We start from the raw sequence: 23,065 nt of genomic DNA, 5'->3' as shown, positions 1-23,065 counted from the left end.
GGCTTAGTTTCTCCCCGAACTAGAGCGGTCACTGCTTCGAATCGACGAAGGGCGTGACGGAATCGAGCTAGCAGGCTCTGAACTTATAGTAGATGGTTTATTACCCGAGCTAGACTTACGTTGAGTAGGCTGCTGGCCTTGCTCCATTAGCTTATCGATAGGCAAGTAAAGCATGTTGCTGTTATTTGAAGCATCAATCAGCACTTTGTTCGACTTACCGTAAATCTCTTCCATCGTCTCTAGGTATAAACGGTGGCGAGTTACGTCTGGCGCATTTTCGTACTCAGGAAGCAATTGCTCAAAACGAGCTACTTCACCTTGTGCACGCAATACAATCTGCTCTTGATAACCTTGGGCTTCTTGCTCAATACGCTGAACTCGACCACGTGCTCGTGGTTCAATTTCACGTTGATAAGCTTCAGCTTCACGAATGAAACGCTGCTCATCTTCTTGTGCAGAGATAGCATCATCAAAGGCGTCTTTAACTTCTTCTGGCGGACGAGCCGGCAGGAAGTTCACGTCAACCACTTCAATACCTAAGTTATAAGGTTCGATGATTTTGTTTAATAAGGCTTCGGTTTCGCTACGCACAACTTCACGACCCGTGGTTAAAATATCATCCATGGTGGTGTGACCAATCACGTAACGCAAGGCACTGTCGGTAGCTTGTGCCAAGCTATCATCTGGCGCAGTTACACTAAACAGGTAAGCATGTGGACGAACCACTTTGTACTGCACATCCATCTCTACACGTACTACGTTTTCGTCTTCAGTCAGCATAAAGCCCGATGCTGGTAAAGAACGAATAGCCTCTACGTTCACTGGAATCACTTCTTGAACAAAGGTAGCTTTCCAGTTCAAACCAGAATCTACCAAACCTGATTCAGGATCGTATTTACCGAAGGTAAGAATTACGCCCTTTTCAGCTTCTTTAATGGTGTAGAAACCGCTCGCTACCCAAATAACAGCCAAGATGACCACTACTACAGCAATGCCAAAACCACTCACACCACCGCTGCTGCCACCAGATGATGGCTTTTTACCACCACCAAAAATGCCACCAAACTTACGGCTTAGCTTAGTAATTACTTCATCTAAATCAGGCGGACCCTGATTACCATTCTTATTGTTATTGCCCCAAGGGTCACGGTCACCGCCGCCACCTTTGTTGCCAGGCTCATTCCAGGCCATCTGTGTCTCCAGAAATTAAAGTTAATGCCTACTCACATTGAGCAATAAAACTTTCCAAACTATGGTCGAACTGTTTATCTAACCGTTGCCATGCAATAGCATCAAGTCGGATATCTACAACGATATTTCCTTCATCGTCTAAACGTTCACCTGCTACGCAGTCTAACTGATACAGACGACTACGCAAGCGCCCTTCGCTAGGAGGCAAACGTAAAGTGTGGTTAACCATGTCACCGACCAAACGTTCGCTGATTGCCTTAAACAACAAAGGCAAACCTTCTCCCGTTAACGCCGATACCCACACTTTTTGGGGTAAACCTTGGTCATCACGCTCAATGCGTGGACTCATATCAGGGTGTTGATCTACTTTATTGTAGACCTGCAAGAAAGGGATCTCTCCTGCCCCTATTTCATCTAATACTACCTCAACCTGCTCAACGTTTTCAGCCATTCTTTCATCACTACAATCAATCACATGTAATAATAGCTGGGCTTCGCGGGTTTCGGTTAGGGTGGCTTTAAAAGCCGCCACTAAGTCATGAGGAAGGTGGCGTATAAAGCCCACAGTATCGGCAAGTATCACCTTACCTACGTCCTCAATATCGATTTTCCGTAGTGTTGGATCTAGGGTTGCAAACAACTGATCTGCGGCATAAACCTTAGATTCAGTAATTCGATTAAACAAGGTCGACTTACCTGCATTGGTGTAGCCAGCTAAGGAGACAGTGGGTAACTCGGCACGTTGCCTTGCTCTTCTGCCCTGCTCTCGTTGTTTACCAACCTTTTCTAAACGCTGTTGAATTTGTTTAATACGCGCACGCAATAAACGTCGATCGGTTTCTAACTGAGTTTCACCTGGGCCGCGTAAACCGATACCGCCCTTTTGTCTTTCTAGGTGAGTCCAGCCGCGTATTAATCGGGTCGACATATGGCGCAATTGCGCTAGCTCAACTTGCAACTTACCTTCGTGGGTTCGCGCGCGTTGGGCAAAAATATCTAAAATGAGGGTGGTACGATCTAAAACCCGCGCCTCACAGAGCATTTCTAAGTTTCGCTCCTGTGCTGGCGATAAAGCGTGATTAAAAATAATCACATCCGCTTGGGCACTTTTCACTAATTCTGCGATTTCTTCTGTTTTTCCGGCACCTACAAAGTACTTAGGGTGGGGAGAAACTCGGCTACCGGTGATGGTAGCCACCGCATTTACGCCTGCAGAGCTGACTAACATCTTCAGCTCTTCCAGGTCTTCTCGCTCATCTTCGTCACTAAAATTTACATGTACTAAGATGGCTTGTTCACCTGCTTCATAACGGTCAAACAAGCTATTTTACTCCTTGGCATTTACCAAGGCTGATAAGCCTTCGCAAATGCTATTCGTCGTTCTTCGAGTCGTCAGATACTGGGGTATGGTGTGGAACAGCGCGAGCTGGTACCACAGTAGAGATAGCATGTTTGTATACCATCTGGCTGACAGTGTTCTTCAACAAGATGACAAACTGATCAAATGATTCAACTTGGCCTTGCAACTTAATACCGTTTACTAAATAAATTGAAACGGGAATACGCTCACGTCGTAACGCATTCAAAAATGGGTCTTGTAATGATTGCCCCTTCGCCATGTTATTGTTCCTTTTTTCTTATTAATTAATTGGCATAGATCAAATTCGATTATATACCACTAACTTGGAGCCTTATAGCGACAATTTCAAGTATCACTTAGCGAATTAGTAATTATTTTGTTATTTCTTGGATCACCACTCTGTAACCAAGTGAGATTTGACCAGCTTTTTAACCAATTCATTTGTTTTTTAGCCAGTTGCCGTGTAGCCACTACACCACGAAATACCATTTCATCATAATCCATCTCGCCACTTAGATATTGCCACATTTGGCGATACCCAACGCTCCGCATAGACGGCAAACTTAAATCTAAATCCCCCCTCTGCATCAGCGATTTGACCTCGGCTTCAAAGCCAAGTTCCAACATCATCTTAAATCGCACTTCTATGAGATGGTGCAGTTGGGCTTTTTCTTTCGGCGCTAAAGCAAACTGATGGATTTTATAAGGTAAAGGGGCAAGCGGTTGATTATTAATCTCAGTCATAGATTTACCGGTTAAACGATATACTTCAACCGCCCTCATTAAGCGCTGATGATCGTTTACATTGATCCTTGCAGCGGAAGTGGGATCGTATTGGCTAAGTTCTTGATGCAAGCTTTCCCAAGAACCGTCTGCTGCTTGCTGCTGAATCTCACTGCGTAAGGCTGCATCAGCTTCTGGCAAATCAGCAATACCGTCCACTAAGGCTTTAAAATACAACATGGTGCCGCCGACCAACAGCGCGACATTGCCACGCGCATGAATGGCATCAATTTGCTCTAGAACGTCGCGGCGAAAATCGGCGGCTGAATACACTTCAGTAGGATCGCAAATATCAATTAGAGCGTGCGGGGCTTGCTGTTGTTCTTCGGCAGTTGGCTTAGCGGTGCCGATATCCATTCCACGATAGATTAATGCAGAATCAACACTAACCAATTCAGCGCCCATTTGCTGATGAAGCTGAATAGCTAAAGCGGTTTTGCCTGAGGCTGTAGGCCCCATCAATGTAATAACAGGCAGGCTAGTTGTCATGATTAAAACTCTCGATGCTGGCACTTAAATCAACCGCTCGCCAAAGATGCTTAGGCAGTTGACTCGGATAGTGACTATGCAATTGTTGGCTTAACTCTATCGCCTGTTGCCAAGTGTGTTCTTTAGGTTTGCTTTGTAGCTTAATTAGCCCACTTAACAAGGCTTCGGCTTGCTGCCATTCTGAATCCGGAAGCTGACTCATTGCCGTTAATAAACTTGGGATTAACTGAGCAAAGTCAGCTTTGCGTATCAACTTTGGCACTTGAGCCACGATAACTTGCTGCTTGTTAGCAATATTAAACACAAAGCCGATACGCCGCAGTGCTTCTTGTTGTTGGCTTAGTAAAAGATGCGTCGGCTCATCTAAAGCTAGTTTTAGCGGCAATAGCAAAGGAACGCTATCTAATCCTTGCGGCCACTGCTGCATTGCTTGGGTATAGGCCAAGTGTTGCTGGCAAGCCCAAAGGTCTAGCAATATCAACTTCTCACCAGTACGCGCTAACAAATAGGCGCTTTCAACTAAATGCAAAGGATAAAGCGCAGCGGCCTGTGGCGTAGCACTCACAGAACTCACTTGGCCAGTAGAGTCGGCTCTAGCTGCTTGACTAGTAAAATCAGCAGAACTGCTCAACCACTGATGATTAGCGGATAATTCTGAGGATCGCGGCTTATCAGCTCGCTGTAAGCTTGACTGATAGCTCTGGCGACCTTCGCTCACTCTCGGCGTGGCAGGAGCTGCGCTGGTGTAGCTATGAGCAACTTGCGCTAGTGGTGGAGCGAATATTTCATTTACTGGTTCATCTTGGCAAACCGGCAGTTCGCCAGTGTGATTATGGGCCGGTATTTGGCTTAAGGCTGATGCCAATACTTGTACGATGTAGTCATGCACCAAACGGGCTTGATGAAAGCGCACTTCATGCTTAGCCGGATGCACATTCACATCTACTTGGTCTAATGGCAACTCCAAAAACAATACGTAACTGGCATATTGTTCATCGGGTAAATAGGCTGCAAATGCTTGGCGAATAGCGTGTTGTAGCAACTTGTCGCGCATCATTCGACCATTCACATAAAAATACTGCTGGTCGTTTTGCGCTCGTGCCACTTCCGGTAAACCTAACCAACCGTGTAAACGTAATTGGTCATGTTGATTATCTAAATGCAAACAGTGGTTGGCAAAAGGAGCACCAAATACCGTGCTTACTCGCTTCAGCTGCTTATCCAAGTCTGTGGCTATGCGATACTGACGGATTAATTTGCCATTGTGTTTTAAACTCAGCGCCACATCAAAACGGCTTAAGGCTAAACGCTTCAACAGCTCGTCAATGTGCGAAAACTCGGTTTTCTCAGTACGTAAGAACTTACGTCGTGCAGGCGTATTAAAAAACAAATCAAGCACGTCTACCGAACTGCCAATAGGATGGGCGCAGGGTTGCAAACTAACTTGCATGTCACGACCAGCAGCTTGAGCTTGCCAAGCTTGTTCTTGCTCAGCAGTACGAGAACTTAAACTTAGCCGAGAGACCGAGCTAATACTTGCCAAAGCTTCACCGCGAAACCCCAAGGTGGCTATCGCACTTAAATCATCAAGGCTGTCTATTTTGCTGGTTGCATGGCGACTAAGCGCCAAACCCAACTGCTCTTTAGCAATGCCGCTGCCGTTGTCGCGAATTAAAATGCGCTTTGCGCCACCCTTATCAATTTCGATATCGATACGTGTTGCGCCGGCATCAAGGCAGTTTTCAATTAGCTCTTTAACTACCGAAGCAGGACGTTCTACCACTTCTCCGGCGGCAATTTGGTTAGCCAGCTGCGCTGGCAATATTTGAATAGGCATCGAATTAACTATTTGGGATGGTCAGCACTTGACCGATACGCAAGGTATTAGAAGTCAGTTTGTTGGCCTTTTTCAAACCCGCAACGCTGGTATTGTAACGAGCAGCCAACACCGATAAAGACTCGCCCTTTCTCACGGTATGCTTACGCACGCCATAGGTTTGCGCATACAAAGTGCCCGCCAAAGGCTTAGTGCGGTAATGGGCTTTAATGCCTTTCACTACCGCCTTGGCAATCTTTTCTTGGTGATTACCCGTTTTTAGTAACTTCTCTTCTTTGTGGTTGGTAATAAAACCGGCTTCCACCAAAATAGAAGGAATGTCTGGCGACTTAAGCACCGCGAGGCTGGCATGCTCAGGACGTTTTTTATGTAGCGAGGTTACTTTACCCAACTCACTGAGTACCTTCTTCGCCACCTCGTAGGCGGTGTTCATTGAGTAGTCCATCTGCATATCAATCAAAGCGAAGTTAAGGTGCGCGTCATTTTCCACACTGCCCATTACTTCACCCACACCACCCAAAAGGTCAGATTCAGCTTCATGCTGTTCTAAATGTCTACCTACTTCACTTTTAGCCCGGCGAGTAGATACCACCCAAACCGACGCGCCTTTTGGTTGAGAGGAGGTAAATCCATCAGCATGAATCGACACCAAAAAGTCGGCTTTGTTTTTGCGGGCTATTTGCGAGCGTTTATTTAGATTTACAAAGTAGTCACCTTCTCGAATCAACACCGCTTTTAAACCGGGCTCTTGATTAATTAGGCGTTGTGCACGCTTAGCGATAGCCAGCGTGATGTGTTTTTCGTAGGTTCTTTTATTGCCGATGGCGCCGGGATCTTCCCCACCGTGGCCAGCGTCGATAGCAATAATAATGTCGCGATTGCCCGCTAACTGTTGCTGCGTTTTAGCTTTAGAAATCTGCTGTTGTTGCTTTTTAATTTGCGCGCTACCGGCTTTGTCTGGCAAGTCTATCACCAAACGATGGCCATAATTCCCGGTAGGCTTAAGAGCAAATACGGTAGGATTAACCGCTTGTGAAAGCTCTATAACCAAGCGAAAATCGCCTTTAGCCTTTGGGGTACTAGGGCGAATTTTTTTAACCAAGTCGCCAGATAAGGGGACTTTACTCAAATCACTGAGCATTTTACTAGCGGAGAGATCCAAGACAAGGCGGTTGGGTTTACTTAAGTTGAAATGGCTAAACTGTGGCGCGCCAGATAAATCCAATACAATACGAGTGTTATCTGGGCCGCTCCAAACACGCACCCCAGATACATCGCTACTGGCCATTGCCAGTCCACAAAGCAAATACAATCCTAAGCCTATCCAGCGACTTAATCTAAAACTACCCTGCATGTTGACTCAACCACTCCACTACTTTTTGTCCTTGCTCGCTCAATGCTTTCACTTGAGCACTGCGCTGCTCGCCTCGATAAGCTAGCTCAACCAACAAGTCTGCTGCTGGTAAAAAGCCCAGCCCCTTTTCAGGCCACTCCACCAAACACAAACAATCGTCGGCAAAGTAATCGCGAATACCAATAAATTCTAGCTCTTCAGGGTCGGCCAAGCGGTACAAATCAAAATGATTGACTCGCCACTCACCTAATTCATAAGGTTCAACCAAGGTGTAGGTTGGGCTTTTTACTTTACCAGTGTGGCCTTTACCTTGAATAAAACCACGGGTTAAAGTGGTTTTCCCAGCGCCTAAATCACCTTCTAAATAAATAACTGATGCCTGCTGACAAGCTTTAGCTAATAATGCGCCTAAAGCTACCGTTTGTTCTGCGTCAGCTAATTCAATATGCCACGTTTTCATTACAATTTTGGATTCACTAGTTGTCTTATAAAAGGCATTAGATCTGAGGCCAGCATGCCTCTTTCTCCCTGTTCTGCAGCTTCATCTGCAGCCATACCATGAATACACACCCCAAGGCAGGCAATATCAAACAATGAGTGCTTGGCTGCAAATTGGGCGATTAAGCCGCCGATTATACCAGACAAAACATCTCCCATCCCGCCCGAAGCCATGCCGGGGTTACCTACAGTACAAATCTTCACTTGTCCTTGCGCGCCAGCTACAACACTGCCAGCACCTTTTAATACACATACACCACCAAAACAGCGCTGTATGTTTTGAGCAGCGGCAATTCTATCACTTTCTACTTCTGCCACAGAGCAATTCAACAAACGCGCCGCCTCGCCTGGATGCGGGGTTAATACCCATTGCTCATGCTGCATCGGAGCTTTAGCCAACAGGTTAAGTGCATCGGCATCTACCAAGCAGGCTTTGTCTTCACTTAATACAGCTGAAAACAGCGCTTGCGCCCACTCATCTTGTCCCAATCCGGGACCTATCACCTTACAGCTAGCTTGGGCTAAACTTCTGTCTAGCTGCTGCAGAGAATGCTTAGCCACTGCTTTAACCATTAACTCTGGACGCCCGCTGCTCACCACCGACTGATTTTGCGCCTGAGTAAATACATTAACCAAACCAGCACCAGTGCGTAAACAGGCTTCGGCAGCCATACGAATAGCGCCGGCCATTCCAGTATTACCGCCCACTAAAGTCACTCGACCACAACTACCCTTGTGAGCTGTTTTTGCCCTAGGCGCAAGCACCGAGCGTAACTGAGCATAATCTGCGCGGCTAACTTCAGTAGTATTTTGTTGCTCGAACAAATCACTTAGCCCCAAACCGGCAAATAGCAACTTGCCAACATATTCAGGTGCTTGCCCGGTAAACAAGCCTTGCTTGGCAGCGATAAAACAAATGGTAGCGCTAGCTTTTATCGCACTGCCTAACAGCTTTCCGGTATCAGCAGATAAACCTGAAGGTAAATCTAAGGCAAGTACTGGCACGCCACTTTGATTGACTTGAGCAAACAGCGCTTGCAATGGCGCTCGCACATCACTGTTTAAGCCAATGCCCAACACGCCATCAATAATCACATCACAAGGCCAATCAAATTGTTTGCTAAGATCAAGCTGTCCGCCCTCGGCTTGCCAGGCAGTTAAGGCTTGTTGTGCTTCACTAGGCATTCGGTTTAAATCACCTAAGGCAAGCACTTTCACCTCTTTACCCGCTTGCTTGGCCAACCGCGCAACCACCAAGGCATCTCCCCCGTTATTGCCACCGCCCGCTAATACCAAAATACGCTTCGCATTGGGCCATTGGCACTGCATCAGTTTAAAGGCAGCCAACCCCGCCTGTTCCATCAAAGAATACAAGCTAATACCTTGCTGCTCAGCCAGCACTGCTTCTTGGCGTTTCACCACTTCGGCGCGCCATAAACTCTGTGGTAAACTGTGCGAAAACAATCGGTGCTCTGGAGCCATGTCCCTACTATCCGAAATAGACCTAAAACAGCTGGTTCAACATATCAAGCTAACCGCTAAATCGCTAGGTTTTCAGCAGATCGGCATAACAGATGTGGATCTCAGTCAACATCATCAAGATGTTGAGCAATGGCTGGCAAAAAACTACCACGGAGAAATGGACTACTTAGCCCGTAACCTTGAGCTTCGCAAACATCCAGAGCAGTTGCATGAAGGCACTCAACGGATCATTTCGGTGCGTATGGATTACCTACCAGAGGACGCTAAGTTTGCCCAAAGCCTCAGCGCCAGCGATCAGGCATATATTAGTCGTTATGCGCTGGGTCGTGACTACCATAAGCTAATGCGCAAGCGGCTAAACCAACTGGGAAAAGCGATAAATGATTACTGCCAACAGCAGCTAAATATGCGCCCATTTGTCGACTCTGCCCCGGTAATGGAGCGCCAACTGGCCACTAAAGCAGGCTTAGGTTGGACTGGTAAACATAGCTTAATCATCAACCAAGATGCTGGTTCGTGGTTTTTTTTAGGTGAGTTGTTTGTTGATTTACCCCTGCCCATAGACCAACCAGTAGACGAGCAATGTGGTGATTGTGTTGCCTGCATCACCATTTGTCCCACGCAAGCCATTGTTGAGCCCTACCAAGTGGATGCACGTCGCTGCATTTCTTATCTCACCATTGAATACGATGGGATCATAGATGAAGAATTACGACCACTAATGGGCAATCGCATCTACGGCTGCGACGATTGCCAACTTACCTGCCCTTGGAATCGCTACGCCCAGCTAACTCAAGAAGCCGATTTTGCTGCCCGAGAACAACTTGATCAACCAACACTATTGGCGCTATTTTCCTGGACCGAAGAAGAGTTTTTAAAGAAAACTGAAGGCTCGCCAATTCGTCGGATCGGCTATCAACAGTGGCTACGTAATATCGCGATTGCCTTAGGCAACGCCGCCTATTCACAACAAGCTATTGACGAGCTAAGCGCCAAGCAAGGGCTTGAAGCCGTTGCCCAACACCACGTTAATTGGGCAATAGAGCAACAACAGAATAAAGCGGCAAAAGCTTCTCGCAAAACCGCACGTTTGATCCGTATTATAGAAAAAGGATTAACTCGTGATGCTTAATGCATCAGTAGAATAAGTTCTGTTACACTTTTTAAGAACAAATAAAATGGAAGCAGCTCATGCACTTACTTGGCGTTGATATTGGTGGCACCGGCATAAAGGCAGCCATCGTAGATTCTACCACTGGCGAGCTTATTAGCGAGCGTCACCGTATTGCCACCCCACAACCTGCCACGCCCAAAGCAGTAGCCCAAAGCTTAAAGCAGATGGTTGAGCATTTCTCTTGGCAAGGTCCTATTGGTTGCGGCTTTCCTGCAACGGTTCATCACGGGGTTGCCCAAACTGCCTCTAATATTGATAAAAGCTGGATTGGCACCAACGTTGAAGCCTTATTCGCCGAATATACCGACTGCCCGTGTTATGTCGTGAATGATGCCGATGCGGCCGGTATGGCCGAAATGGCCTTTGGCGCAGGTCACCAACACCAAGGTGTGGTAGTGATTATTACCGTTGGCACCGGCTTAGGTAGCGCAGTGTTTGTGAATGGCGAATTGCTTCCCAACACCGAGTTTGGCCATATTATTTTGGAAGGGCGAGTAGCCGAGCACTATGCCAGCGCCAGAGTCCGCGAAGCAGAAGAGCTAAGCTGGAAGAAATGGGGCAAGCGCTTCAACCTTTACCTACAGCGCCTCGAGTTTTTAATGTCGCCCGATTGCTTCATTATTGGTGGCGGTGCCAGTAAAAAATTCGAAAAGTACCAAGCGCAGCTCAATCTAAAAGCTGAAGCATTGCCTGCACAGGGCTTAAACCAAGCAGGCATTGTTGGCGCAGCTATGTACGCCCAACATCAAAGCTAATTAAGATTCGAGAATAGAGCCGCTTAAATAAGATTGGCGAAGCGGTTCGTCAAAATGCTCAATGCTATAGCGAAGCAGCTCTCTGGGCAGTTCGCTAAGGTGCTGTTGCAAAAATGCCTCTACCGCTGGCTTATCTCGCTTGGCCAGCTCTCTCAGCATCCAGCCCACCGCTTTGTGCATTAAGGGGTGAGCATGGGTATGAAAACGCTTTGCTAGCGTAATTGTTAAATCAACATCATTTTGGCGTATATAGTAAAAGCAACTCACCATAGCAATACGTTGCTGCCACATACTACTGCTGCTAGCGAATTGCTCAAGCAGCTCCCAATCTTGATGCTGCCAGATATAAGGGCCAACAATTTTAGGCGCAGAGCAGTCAACCAAATCCCAATTATTCACATACTTTATGTAGCGCTGGTAAAACGCCAACACCGCTTGTTGTTGCTGATGATTTTTCGCTTTTTGATAATGTTGACACATTACTACCAAGGCAAAAAAGCGCTCCTCATGAAAGGCAGAAGAGATTAAGTCTGTGAGCTCCTCTAGAGGTAAAGGATAGGCTTTGGCAACCCTTCTAGTATTAGGCACACGAACACCTAAAAACTGATCACCTTCGCCATAACCACCTGGCAATGCTTGAAAAAACTTTGGCAAGTAAGCCGCTTTTTCTGGCTCAGCATATTCGCGTAAAGCTGTTTGAACTTGTTCTACTTGATTCATCACCCACCCTTTTATGCTCAGCAAAATGCTTACGTTAAACACAAGCTTATACCAATCACACTAAGTAAGTGATCAGAAATAACGCAGGAAAAATACTCGAGAATAAGACAGAATTTTTGATAAGTAGTTATTCTACAATCAAAAATTCTAACGCAGTGATCGAGTATTTTAACCAGATAGAATGAACAGTTACTTAGTACGATTGGTATTAACCCACCATCAACCGCGTGAGTATTTGATTGACCATAAAACAACAGGCAAAAAAAAGCCCCGCATCAATGATGCAGGGCTTTAATTTGGAGCGGCACATCGGGTTCGAACCGATGACCTCAACCTTGGCAAGGTTGCGCTCTACCAACTGAGCTAGTGCCGCTTAATTTTTATCACTATTGAGCGCTGTGTTCTTCGACGCTGAGCTAGTGCAGCTCAACTTCAACTACTTGGTATTAGTTAAAGTTTTAAATTTGGAGCGGCACATCGGGTTCGAACCGATGACCTCAACCTTGGCAAGGTTGCGCTCTACCAACTGAGCTAGTGCCGCTTAAATCTTTATCACTATTTAGTGTGTTAAGAGCGAACCCAATGGTTGCGCTACTCTTTATATCCACACTGAGCTAGTGCTGCTCAACTTCAACTACTTGGTATTAGTTAAAGTTTTAATTTGGAGCGGCACATCGGGTTCGAACCGATGACCTCAACCTTGGCAAGGTTGCGCTCTACCAACTGAGCTAGTGCCGCTTAATCTTTATCACTATTTAGTGCGTTGAGAGCCTAACCAAAGGTTGCGCTACTCTTTGTACCCACACTGAGCTAGTGCTGCTTAATTTTTATCACTAATCAAAGTGACAGCCTAAACTGTCTAAGGCCATGCCTTCACGTTGTTTAGGGCTGCGAATTATACGAGGAAATTTTGCCTTTGCAAGAGCTGCAAAAGAAAAAATTACAGCTCTTAAACTGTTTGTTTAGTTTTCGCCCAGTTTAAAGAAGGTTTTTTGATAATGCTGCATTTCTGCTATTGATTCGCGAATATCATCCAAAGCTAGATGAGTACCGCTTTTAGTAAAGCCATCTAAAATTTCTGGCTGCCAACGGCGAGCCAATTCTTTTACCGTACTTACATCTATGTTTCGGTAATGAAAGAACTGCTCAAGCTCCGGAAGGTACTGGTGCATAAAGCGACGATCTTGACCAATGCTATTGCCACACATCGGAGATACGCCCTTAGGCACCCATTGCTTGATAAAATCGATAGTTTGCTGGGCAGCTTGCTTCTCATCAACACTGCTGGCACGAACTCTAGCAACCAAACCAGATCCAGTATGAGTGTTGGTACACCACTCATCCATGCCCGCTAAAACTTCGTCAGATTGGTGAACAGCTATCACCGGCCCTTCTGCAAGAATGTTTAATTGAGCGTCGGTAATAATCGTCGCGATCTCTAAAACGCGATCAGTCATGGGTTCGAGACCTGTCATCTCCATATCAACCCAAACTAAGTTCTGTTCACTAACAGTCATGTTGACCCTATTTATATTTCGGAAATATTTTCCGCAAATCTTTGATAAGCGGTATCATAGCGATTTATTACACTTACTTGAATAGCAGTTTTCGTGACAAAGAGAAAGAAACTGAGCCAAGGTCAGCTTCGCCGTGTGCGCAGCAACCAAGAAAAGCGCTTAAAAAAACAAGATAGCCACCAATGGTTAGATGACCAATTAGGTCCTCAACAAGAGGGAACTATCATTAGCCGCTTCGGTCAACATGCCGATGTGGAAGCTAACAATGGAGAAATATTCCGTTGTAATATGCGCCGTTCAGTAGGCTCTTTAGTCACTGGAGATGAAGTTGTTTGGCGAGCCGGCAACGAAGAGCAATCGGGCATTCGAGGGGTTATTGAAGCCTGCCACGAGCGCCGCTCAGTACTAACTCGCCCTGATTTTTATGACGGTATCAAAGCTATAGCGGCCAACATCGACCAAGTAGTAATTGTTTCTGCGGTATTACCCGAATTCTCCACCAGCATTGTCGACCGCTACCTAGTTGCCGTTGAAGATGTAGATCTTGAACCCATTATCCTGCTGAACAAAGTTGATCTGCTTGATGCCGAGCAACGCAAAGTAATTGAAGAACAACTCAAAAATTATCAACAACTTGGCTATAAAGTTATTTACGCTAGCACCAAACAAGCTGAAGGGCTTGACGATTTAAGCCAACAATTAAGCAATAGAACCAGTATTTTTGTTGGCCAATCAGGCGTTGGCAAAAGCTCGCTGGTAAATAGTCTTCTGCCAGAGCAAAGCATCGATACCAAAGAAGTATCTGAAGTATCAGGCCTAGGCCAGCACACCACCACTACCGCTCGCTTGTATCACTTAGTATGTGGCGGCCGCTTAATCGACTCCCCCGGAGTACGTGAATTTCAACTTTGGCACCTTGAAAAAGACCGAGTAGCTTGGGGCTTTATCGAATTTCGCCCTTGGTTAAATCAATGCCGTTTTCGTGATTGCAAGCACCAAGGAGACCCTGGTTGTGCGATGCAAGAAGCGATAGACTCAGGCAAAATTTTGCAACAGCGTTTCGACAGCTACCAGCGTATTCTCGAAACGATGGAAAATAACAAACCTTCTCGGGTTATTCCCGGAAAGAAATAATTAAACCAATAAACAACGAGAACGTAGCGTGTTAGACAAAATTAAAGTTGCCGCCCAGTACTGCTTCCCTCAACACGGTTTATCCCGCTTAGTGGGTAAGCTTGCTCAAGCTGAAGCTGGAAAGTTGAGTCATTGGATCATTAAAAAGTTCATAAACCACTATCAAGTAGACATGAACGACGCGGTTCACAGCGAAGCCAATGCTTACTCAAGCTTCAATGCGTTTTTTACTCGCCCATTAAAGCCTGGCACTCGCCCTATTGTTGAAGGCGACAACAAGCTTGCTCATCCGGTAGATGGCGCAGTAAGCCAACTGGGTCCCATTCAGCATGGTCAGTTAATTCAAGCCAAAGGTCATGACTACAGCGCCCGTGAACTACTTGGTGGAGATAAAGCCCTAGCAGAAGAATTTAGCGACGGCGACTTCGCTACCACCTATCTAGCCCCCAAAGACTACCACCGCATTCACATGCCTTGTAAAGGCAAATTACGCAAAATGGTCTACGTACCAGGGCAACTTTTCTCGGTTAACCCTCTCACTGCTGCTAACGTGCCGAATCTGTTTGCCCGCAATGAGCGCGTAGTGGCCATTTTCGATACTGAGTTCGGCCCAATGGCCATGGTATTAGTAGGTGCAACCATTGTTGCTAGCATAGAGACCATTTGGTCTGGCACCGTAACGCCGCCGGGTGGGAAACAAGTATTCACTTGGGATTATCAAGACCAAGACATTAGCCTAGATAAAGGCGCCGAAATGGGCCGCTTTAAATTAGGCTCCACCGTGGTGATGCTGTTTGCCAAAGACGCCATAGAATTTGAGCAATCACTAGCGCCAACAGTTGCTACCGTAATGGGCACTCACTTTGCAACTAAAGCTGAATAGCTACTATAAGCCTTGGTAATTCTTTACCAAGGCTTATTCAATTCTGCTTATTATTACGCTATTTCAAATATTTAATATAAAATAACTAACAAAGCTAAGCGCAATGATGCGGTCTTAACCATGGCTGTTTACCAATGACTTTATCGATTTTCTCTCGCGGTTTCATCGTATCGCTACTGTTCTTTTGCTTAGCGGCACAAGCAAACGTGGGCGGAGAATCTCATCTCAAAGGCTTAATCAGCTCGCTAGATACCCAGCCTAGCAACTTAAACACCCAGCAACAGCAACTCATCTATGAAGAATCCTTAGCGCTATTAAAAGAGGGAAATAGTTACCGCGAAAAAGCCAAATACTACCGCGGTATTATCAACAACTTCTCTCGCCTACGAAAAGAGCAACAAGAGCAACTTAATCAATATCAAGCGCCGGTCATTGAAAACTTAGCTGAGCTAAACTCGAATCAATTAAATGAACAACTCACTATTTGGCAGGCTAAGCTCAGCAATACCAATAGCCAAATTGACGAGCTAAAACAGCGCCAATACCGTATCGATTTAGACGTTAGCGAAAACCACCAGCGCAGCGGACCGCTGCGCGAACAATTAACCACGGTTCGCGCGAAGCTAGAGCAACTTGAATTTGGCGTGCTTAACGAAGTGGAAGAAGCCGAGCGAGTTCGAGCTCAAGTTAACGAAGCCAGCCTAACCGCCCAGTTAGCGATGCTGGAACTCGCTGCGCAAAGTGCCAACCACCGAAACGAGCTGCTGCAGCTTGAAATAAGCTTGCTACAACGCACTCAGTTGGCAGAAAAGCGGATTGTAGAAAGTGTTAAAAATCGCTTGTCACTAGAGCATCGAGCAGAAGCTCAACGGCTATCTGATCAGCTAGCTTTTGCCGCTCCCGAGTTACTTAATGACCCGATAGTGAAAAACTTAGTAGAACAAAATCAGTTACTACAAACAGAGCTATCAGCCTTATTTGAACAAAGTGAAGAGATTGCCGACCTACAGGAAGAGGTAAACGACGAGCTTGAACACATCAAACTCACCTTTGCCAATTTTAAAGAACAAGTATCCTGGTTAAAAGTCACTCGCTCCTATGGTGAATACCTAAGAGAGCAGATCTCGAGTTTGCCAAAATTCAAAGCAGTTGCGCCAATAGAGCAACAAATCATTGAAGTACGGATCAGTAAACATCGTCACCAAAATCTACTTTATACCCAACGTAATCAGAGCCAAAGAAAGGCTCAGCGCGAGTTCATCGCCACCTTAAATCAACAACAAGCCAGAATATTTAACAAGCATTTGAAGCTTAACCAGCAGCTTTCAGACAAATACCTATTGGAGTTAGACGCAAGATTATTTGAGTTAGCTCGACTTAAACTGGATTACTCAAAACTAAACAGTCAACTGAACACCATTAACCAAGAGGCTAACCAAGAGCTGTTTTGGACGGCCGATGTAAAAGCCATCGATTTAAGCTTTTTCAGTGATATTCGTTACTCTTTGATATGGTTATTTAGCGCTCAGCAATACTCACAACTCAGCGATGCCATCGCCAAACTGTCTTGGCTATGGTTAGGCTGGTTATTGCTAGTGGCAGCTAGTGTTGCTTATGTTTACTACTTAAAAAAACATTGGCTTAAAGGCTACCTTCAGCGCATCGATTCCAAAACCGGCAACATTACCCGTGACAAATTTAGCTATACCCTTGCCAATTTGTTAGTCAGTGCGGTATTTGCCACTCCCGTGGCGCTATTTATTGGCAGTGTGGGTTTTGCCCTAATGTATGAATGGGAGTCTTCCTTCGCTCGCGACTTGGGAGATGCCCTATTTAACGTTGCCATCGTGTTATGGCTATTCCATTTGTTACAGCAGTTTTGCCAGAAAAACGGCCTGCTAAATACCCATTTCAAATGGCCTTTGGTAAACATCAGCCAAGCGATTACCTTAATCCGCCGTGTGGTTTACGTAAGCTTGCCCTTAGTATTCATCCTTAATCTGTGCATATTACAAACCAGTCAGCCGGCCTATAGTGGCTTGGCACGTTTGGCCTTTATTGCATTGTTATTATGGGTAGCTTACGGCTTTCACAGTATTTATCGCATTGAGCTTCCGGTGAACTATCACTTAGACATTTTTAAAGCGCCGCAATTAGCGAAAAAGCTGATTTGGGGCGCCGCCATTAGCATCCCCTTAATGGCAGCACTCGCCTCTGCAGCAGGCTTTTTTGCCACCGCATTTACGGTTTATTGGCAGGTTGTGCTTAGCTTCATCATCGCTGCGGTCTTCTTATTGGGCTATTTGCTTATCCACCGTTGGATGCTTTTACAACGCCGCCGAATTGCCTTTGACCGAGCTAAGGTGCGCCGCGCTGAAATGATTGCCCAGCGCCAATCTGAAGAAGAGGACCCTTCTAGCTCAAATGAAGGAGTGATTGATTCAATCGAAGAACCAGTCATCGACCTCGACACCATTAGCGCCCAGTCTTTGGGTCTACTGCGTGCAGCCTTGGTACTGTCTCTAGTATTGGTTCTGCTGTTGAGTTGGTCGGAAATGACCAGTGCGTTTTCGTTTCTAGACAACATCACATTGTGGGAAAGCAGCTCTAGCCGCGCCGGTGTAGCCACGGTAGATGCCATTACCCTGCGCTCTTTAGGCTCTGCCCTATTGGTATTCTTTTTTGCAGTAGTGCTTATCCGCAACTTACCTGGTTTGTTAGAACTGATGGTCTTGCAGCATTTATCACTTAACCCCGGCACCGGCTTTGCCATCACCACCATGATTAATTACATGGTAATACTGTTTAGTATTTTCAGCGGTTTTGGTTTGTTGGGCATCGAGTGGTCGAAACTGCAGTGGTTGGTTGCTGCACTTACCGTAGGTTTAGGTTTTGGTCTGCAAGAGATTTTTGCTAACTTTATTTCAGGCTTAATTATTCTGTTTGAAAAGCCAATTCGAATTGGCGATACCGTGACAATTCGCGAACTTACCGGCACTATTTCTAACATTGAAACTCGCGCTACCACTATTGTGGATTGGGATCGCAAAGAAATTATCGTGCCTAACAAGGCCTTTATCACAGAACAATTTATTAATTGGTCGCTCACCGATCCAATCACCCGTGTGGTGCTAATGGTGCAAGTTAAACAAGGCTCTGATAACCAGCTAGTAAACAAACTATTGCAAGAAGCAGTAGATGCTAACAGCTTGGTATTAGCCAACCCCGCACCAGAAATATACTTTACCGAATACACCAACAACGGAATGAAATTCGAAATGCGTGTTCACGTGAGTGAAATGCGCTACCGCCTACCGATGACCCATGAACTGTACACTTTGATCAATGACAAGTTTAAGGCGAATAACATAGAGATAGCCTACCCACAATTAGATATATCTCTCAATCCCTGAGCACGGTTTTGTTATCTTAAGGGCTATAAAAAACCTCTATTTCAATTAATTAGCCCAGAGACCCTCGATCATGGCCGTGCAAAAACATTTCAAGCTGCTGGTTTGTTTTATTGTTCCCCTGTTAATACTGGCACTTCCCACCAGTGCCATTCCACTACCAGAGTTAACCGTGGTTCAACACCGTATTATTGCTATCTTTGTACTGGCAGCGCTGTTATGGATTTTTGAACCCGTGCCGGTGTTTGCTACTTCATTACTAATTATCACCTTGGAACTGGTACTTATCTCTAATCAGGGAATTAGTGCCATTGTGGCCGATACTGGGCCAGCACCAATGGGTGAACTGCTGCCCTATACCAGTATCTTTAATGCCTTTTCATCGCCAATTATCATCCTGTTTATGGGCGGCTTTGCTTTAGCGATTGGCGCATCTAAGTTTGAGCTAGACAACAACTTAGCCCGCGTACTTCTCAAGCCATTTGGCAAACGCATTCCAATGATCATGCTCGGCATTATGCTAATTACTGCCGTGTTCAGTATGTTTATGAGTAACACTGCAACCACCGTGATGATGCTGGCCATTGTAGGCCCCTTAATTGCCGCTGCACCGCGTAATGACTTGGGCATGAAAGGCCTAATTTTAGCTATTCCAGTAGCGGCTAATACCGGTGGCATAGGTACTCCAATTGGTACGCCACCCAACGCAATTGCCCTGCAATACATTCCAGAGGGGCAAATTACCTTCGCTTCTTGGATGGCATTTGGTATTCCTTTTGTGATCATTCAACTAGCGATTGGCTGGTTTTTACTGTGCAAGCTCTATCCCTCAAAATCCGGTGTATTAGAGCTAAATTTGAAAGGTCATTTTCAACGAAGTACTCGCGCTTACATTGTGTATGCCACATTTGCACTCACCATTTTATTGTGGCTAAGCACTGCGTGGCACGGCATGAACAGTTACGTAGTGGCTATTATTCCTTTAGCGGTGTTTACCTTAACGGGAGTTATTGGCAAAGACGATCTCAAGCTATTTAACTGGGACGTATTATGGTTAGTGGCCGGTGGTATCGCCATGGGTATGGCATTAGAAAAAAGTGGCTTAGCCGCCAAAATAGCTACATCTATCGACTTTGCTAGCCTGCCCACCTTAGCGGTAATTGTGGTGCTATCGATTATTTGTGTGGTGATGGCGAACTTTATGTCGAACACTGCCACCGCCAACTTAATTATGCCCATTGCGGCGGCAGTTGCCACCAGCTTGCATGGTTTGGATGGTGACGGCGGCATCACTACCCTACTAATTATTGTCGCCCTGTCGGCTTCCTTAGGCATGATGTTACCCGTTAGCACCCCGCCCAACGCCTTGGCTTACTCGACCGGCTTTATTGAAACCAAAGACTTAATAAAAGTAGGCGGAATTATTGGCTGTACCGGCTTGGCACTGCTGTACGTGGCTATGATGATATTCCTATAACACCAAAACAAACGGGAGCACTGCTCCCGTTTGTTTAAGCCCTGTCTACGCTAAAGCTTTGCACCGCTTGAATGTTAGGCGCGCCTAACGCCAACATCAATAGGCGGTCGATGCCTAAAGCAACGCCTGCACAAGCGGGGAGGCCTGCCGCTAAAGCAGCCAAGAAATGCTGATCCACTTGCGCAGCAGCCAAGCCCATATTTTCCCGCACCTGCTGGTCTTTAGCAAAACGCGCAGCTTGCTCCTTAGCGTCAGTGAGTTCATGAAAGCCATTGGCTAACTCTACACCTTTAAAATACAGTTCAAAGCGCTCTGCTACTTGTGGGTCTTTTTCGGAAATTTTAGCTAGCGCGGCTTGTGATGCTGGAAAGTGATAAACGAAACAAGGGCGCTGCTGGCCAATTTTAGGCTCAACGCCCAAGCTAAATAACAACTGCAAAATGGTGTCTCGATCAGGCTCATTCGCCACTAAATCTTCAACCGATAGGCGTTTGGCTACTGCAACAAACTCAGCTTGGCTAGCATTAATGGGATTGATGCCAAGGTGTCGCTCAAAGGCTTCAACGTAGCTTAGACGCTCTGCCTTATCACAAGCCAAGACCTCGGTGATTAACTCATCCATTTCATCCATTAAGGCAAAATGGTCAAAGCCAATACGGTACCACTCCAACATAGTGAACTCAGGGTTATGAAAACGCCCAGCCTCTTCATTACGAAAAGCTTTTGCCAGCTGATAAATGCAGCCACTACCAGCAGCTAATAAACGCTTCATATGAAACTCGGGCGAGGTTTGTAAATACAAAGGCATGGTTTGGGGTGCTGCCGGCCCAGACAACGTTGTACTAAAGCTATGCAAGTGCACGTCACTCACGCAGGCCTGGCTTAAACAAGGTGTGTCTACTTCCATCACCTCACGCTTGGCAAAAAAACATCTGATTTTGTTAATGATTTTTGCTCTTTGCTGAAGTGATTGAATACTTGCAGAGGGTTGCCAAAGTGTTTCAGACATGCAAATTTTTTCCTGCATTGAGTTAGAAATTGTCGCGGGGTTTTATACCACTTTGCTAACAAAAGCGGGAGTTATATCTCAAAAGCTAAATTATCTCAGCAGCTTGCACAAAGTAGCGTCAATATTTGATTTTAGTCAAGCATCAAAAAGCTAATACCCGCACAATCATTGTAGGCTTATTTCGTATGGAGAAAAGCGTGGAAGTAATCAAAACTGATGTCGCCATTGTTGGCGCTGGGGGCGCGGGTTTACGCGCCGCCATTGAAGTTGCAGAACAACACCCCGAGTTAGAAGTCGCATTAATTTCAAAAGTATATCCAATGCGCAGCCACACTGTTGCCGCAGAGGGTGGTGCTGCAGGTGTAGCTCAAGATCACGATAGCTTTGATAACCACTTTAACGACACCGTATCGGGTGGCGATTGGTTGTGTGAACAAGACGTGGTGGACTTTTTTGTTGAGCGTGCTCCCAAAGAACTTACTCAGCTAGAACACTGGGGTTGCCCTTGGTCACGTCGTCCCGACGGCAGTGTAAACGTACGCCGTTTTGGTGGCATGAAAATCGAGCGAACTTGGTTTGCAGCCGATAAAAGTGGCTTCCACATTCTTCATACCTTGTTTCAAACTTCAACCAAGTACCCCAGCATTAAGCGCTACGACGAACATTTTGTACTTGACCTAGTCGTAGAAGACGGCCAAGTAAAAGGGGTTATCGCCTTAGATATCGCCGAAGGTGTAGCCAAGCTTATTCAAGCTAAGTCGGTGATTATTGCCACTGGCGGTGCAGGTCGCGTTTATCGCTTTAATACCAACGGCGGCATTGTGACTGGTGACGGTATGGCCTTGGCTTATCGTCATGGCGTAGCACTGCGTGATATGGAGTTTGTCCAATATCACCCTACTGGTTTACCCGGCTCAGGCATTTTAATGACCGAGGGTTGTCGTGGTGAAGGCGGCATTCTTACCAACAAAGATGGCTATCGTTACTTGCAAGACTACGGCCTAGGGCCAGAAACGCCAGTTGGCGAACCTAAAAACAAATACATGGAGCTAGGGCCTCGTGATCGTTTAAGCCAGTGCTTTTGGCAAGAAGCGCAACTTGGTCGCACCATTGAAGGACCAAATGGCGACTACGTAAATCTCGACCTTACCCACTTAGGCGAAGACTACTTACTAGAACGCCTACCGTTTATTTGCGAATTGGCGAAAGCCTATATGGGCGTAGACCCCGTTAAAGAGCCGATTCCAGTGCGCCCAACCGTGCACTACACCATGGGTGGCATTGAAACCGACGGCCGCTGTGCCACATCACTAAAAGGCTTATATGCCGCAGGTGAATGTTCATCAGTTGGCTTGCATGGCGCCAACCGTTTAGGCTCTAACTCACTCACCGAAATAACCGTATTTGGTCAGGTTGCAGGCGAATCGGCAGCGCGCAATGCCATTGTGAGTGAGCATAGCGACAGTGCTTCATTGCTTGAGCAAGCAGAGCAAACGCTGGCTAAGTACCAAGCCTTAAAATCGAATCAAGGTGATGAAAAAACCTCAGACATTCGCAACGAGCTAGGTCGTACCATGGAAGCTGGCGTGGGCATTTACCGCACCGCGGAAACCATGCAACAAACCATCGATAAGATTGCCGAGCTAAAACAGCGCTACAAAAACATTAAATTGGTAGACGACAGCGAAGTGTTTAATACCGAATGGCTCTACGCTGTAGAACTTGGTTACTTACTTGACGTAGCCGAAGCGATGGCGGTCTCGGCGATTAACCGCAAAGAGAGCCGAGGCTCGCACCAGCGTATTGACGGTTATGAGCAGCGTGATGATGTGAATTTCCTTAAACACACTTTAGCTAATTACCGCCCTGACAGTGCACCAGAGATTAGCTATAGCGATGTGAAGATCACCAAATCTCAACCTGCCGAACGTGTTTACGGCGCAGCCGCCGATGCCCAAGAAGCAGCCAAAAAACAAGCGGAGGCAAATTAAC

The 23,065-nt window shown here is 46.1% G+C and carries 18 protein-coding genes and 3 tRNA genes; 7 read left to right on the top strand and 14 right to left on the bottom strand.

Annotated features, from left to right (window positions below):
• Positions 1-3: 3 nt before the first annotated feature.
• From hflK to OV592_RS02835, 8 genes are all read right to left on the bottom strand, one after another.
• On the bottom strand, positions 4-1,191 hold the full coding sequence (hflK, locus tag OV592_RS02870; protein WP_016403746.1) for an FtsH protease activity modulator HflK: 1,188 nt from the start codon (positions 1,189-1,191) through the stop codon (positions 4-6).
• 28 nt (positions 1,192-1,219) lie between these two features.
• Positions 1,220-2,512, bottom strand: coding sequence for a ribosome rescue GTPase HflX (hflX, locus tag OV592_RS02865; protein WP_406610324.1), 1,293 nt, complete (start codon positions 2,510-2,512; stop codon positions 1,220-1,222).
• Between the two features lie 49 nt (positions 2,513-2,561).
• Positions 2,562-2,810, bottom strand: a complete 249-nt coding sequence (gene hfq, locus OV592_RS02860; protein WP_016403748.1) for an RNA chaperone Hfq — start codon at positions 2,808-2,810, stop codon at positions 2,562-2,564.
• 86 nt (positions 2,811-2,896) lie between these two features.
• Positions 2,897-3,823, bottom strand: coding sequence for a tRNA (adenosine(37)-N6)-dimethylallyltransferase MiaA (miaA, locus tag OV592_RS02855; RefSeq protein WP_406610322.1), 927 nt, complete (start codon positions 3,821-3,823; stop codon positions 2,897-2,899).
• A complete protein-coding gene (gene mutL, locus OV592_RS02850; protein ID WP_406610321.1) occupies positions 3,813-5,660 on the bottom strand; it encodes a DNA mismatch repair endonuclease MutL in 1,848 nt (615 codons plus the stop codon). Before mutL ends, miaA begins: the two co-directional genes overlap by 11 nt.
• Before the next feature lie 4 nt (positions 5,661-5,664).
• Positions 5,665-6,948: an N-acetylmuramoyl-L-alanine amidase gene (locus tag OV592_RS02845; RefSeq protein WP_406610320.1), complete on the bottom strand. Its 1,284-nt coding sequence runs from the start codon at positions 6,946-6,948 to the stop codon at positions 5,665-5,667.
• Positions 6,949-7,003: 55 nt separating this feature from the next.
• A complete protein-coding gene (tsaE, locus tag OV592_RS02840; RefSeq protein ID WP_152785525.1) occupies positions 7,004-7,474 on the bottom strand; it encodes a tRNA (adenosine(37)-N6)-threonylcarbamoyltransferase complex ATPase subunit type 1 TsaE in 471 nt (156 codons plus the stop codon).
• On the bottom strand, positions 7,474-8,994 hold the full coding sequence (locus tag OV592_RS02835; protein WP_406610319.1) for an NAD(P)H-hydrate dehydratase: 1,521 nt from the start codon (positions 8,992-8,994) through the stop codon (positions 7,474-7,476). The genes tsaE and OV592_RS02835 overlap by 1 nt, the downstream gene beginning before the upstream one ends.
• Here OV592_RS02835 and queG point away from each other — a divergent pair.
• Together queG and ppgK are read left to right on the top strand one after the other, a co-directional pair.
• Positions 8,993-10,126, top strand: a complete 1,134-nt coding sequence (queG, locus tag OV592_RS02830) for a tRNA epoxyqueuosine(34) reductase QueG (protein ID WP_406610318.1) — start codon at positions 8,993-8,995, stop codon at positions 10,124-10,126. The genes OV592_RS02835 and queG overlap by 2 nt on opposite strands.
• A 59-nt stretch (positions 10,127-10,185) precedes the next feature.
• Positions 10,186-10,923, top strand: coding sequence for a polyphosphate--glucose phosphotransferase (gene ppgK / locus OV592_RS02825; RefSeq protein WP_338623710.1), 738 nt, complete (start codon positions 10,186-10,188; stop codon positions 10,921-10,923).
• Here ppgK and OV592_RS02820 read toward each other — a convergent pair whose 3' ends face one another.
• From OV592_RS02820 to orn, 5 genes are all read right to left on the bottom strand, one after another.
• Positions 10,924-11,643 carry a DNA alkylation repair protein gene (locus OV592_RS02820; protein ID WP_406610316.1) on the bottom strand — a complete coding sequence of 240 codons (720 nt, stop codon included), beginning with the start codon at positions 11,641-11,643 and terminating at the stop codon, positions 10,924-10,926.
• Positions 11,644-11,940: 297 nt separating this feature from the next.
• Positions 11,941-12,016: transfer RNA gene (locus OV592_RS02815), tRNA-Gly, on the bottom strand.
• 92 nt (positions 12,017-12,108) lie between these two features.
• Positions 12,109-12,184 (bottom strand) — tRNA-Gly (locus tag OV592_RS02810).
• A 121-nt stretch (positions 12,185-12,305) separates the two neighbouring features.
• Positions 12,306-12,381: transfer RNA gene (locus OV592_RS02805), tRNA-Gly, on the bottom strand.
• A gap of 224 nt (positions 12,382-12,605) precedes the next feature.
• Complete coding sequence (orn, locus tag OV592_RS02800) at positions 12,606-13,160, bottom strand: oligoribonuclease (RefSeq protein WP_040307241.1); 555 nt, start codon at positions 13,158-13,160, stop codon at positions 12,606-12,608.
• Between the two features lie 93 nt (positions 13,161-13,253).
• Here orn and rsgA point away from each other — a divergent pair, with 93 nt between their 5' ends.
• The 4 genes from rsgA (at position 13,254) to OV592_RS02780 (ending at position 20,064) form a co-directional block, all read left to right on the top strand.
• A complete protein-coding gene (gene rsgA, locus OV592_RS02795) occupies positions 13,254-14,294 on the top strand; it encodes a small ribosomal subunit biogenesis GTPase RsgA (protein ID WP_406610315.1) in 1,041 nt (346 codons plus the stop codon).
• A gap of 28 nt (positions 14,295-14,322) precedes the next feature.
• The gene (asd, locus tag OV592_RS02790; RefSeq protein ID WP_406610314.1) at positions 14,323-15,177 is read left to right on the top strand and encodes an archaetidylserine decarboxylase; all 855 of its coding nucleotides are present in this window, start codon (positions 14,323-14,325) and stop codon (positions 15,175-15,177) included.
• A 134-nt stretch (positions 15,178-15,311) separates the two neighbouring features.
• Positions 15,312-18,590, top strand: a complete 3,279-nt coding sequence (mscM, locus tag OV592_RS02785; RefSeq protein ID WP_406610313.1) for a miniconductance mechanosensitive channel MscM — start codon at positions 15,312-15,314, stop codon at positions 18,588-18,590.
• 70 nt (positions 18,591-18,660) lie between these two features.
• Complete coding sequence (locus OV592_RS02780) at positions 18,661-20,064, top strand: SLC13 family permease (protein ID WP_406610312.1); 1,404 nt, start codon at positions 18,661-18,663, stop codon at positions 20,062-20,064.
• Between the two features lie 34 nt (positions 20,065-20,098).
• Here OV592_RS02780 and epmA read toward each other — a convergent pair whose 3' ends face one another.
• Complete coding sequence (gene epmA, locus OV592_RS02775; RefSeq protein WP_406610311.1) at positions 20,099-21,073, bottom strand: elongation factor P--(R)-beta-lysine ligase; 975 nt, start codon at positions 21,071-21,073, stop codon at positions 20,099-20,101.
• Between the two features lie 197 nt (positions 21,074-21,270).
• On the opposite strand from epmA, the gene frdA reads away from it, so the two are divergent.
• Entirely contained in the window at positions 21,271-23,064 is a 1,794-nt protein-coding gene (gene frdA, locus OV592_RS02770) for a fumarate reductase (quinol) flavoprotein subunit (protein WP_016402021.1), read from the top strand.
• The last annotated feature ends 1 nt before the right edge of the window (position 23,065 follow it).

The organism is Agarivorans sp. JK6 (assembly GCF_045277145.1).
Classification (GTDB): domain Bacteria; phylum Pseudomonadota; class Gammaproteobacteria; order Enterobacterales; family Celerinatantimonadaceae; genus Agarivorans; species Agarivorans albus.
This window is presented reverse-complemented; position numbering and strand designations above follow the sequence as displayed.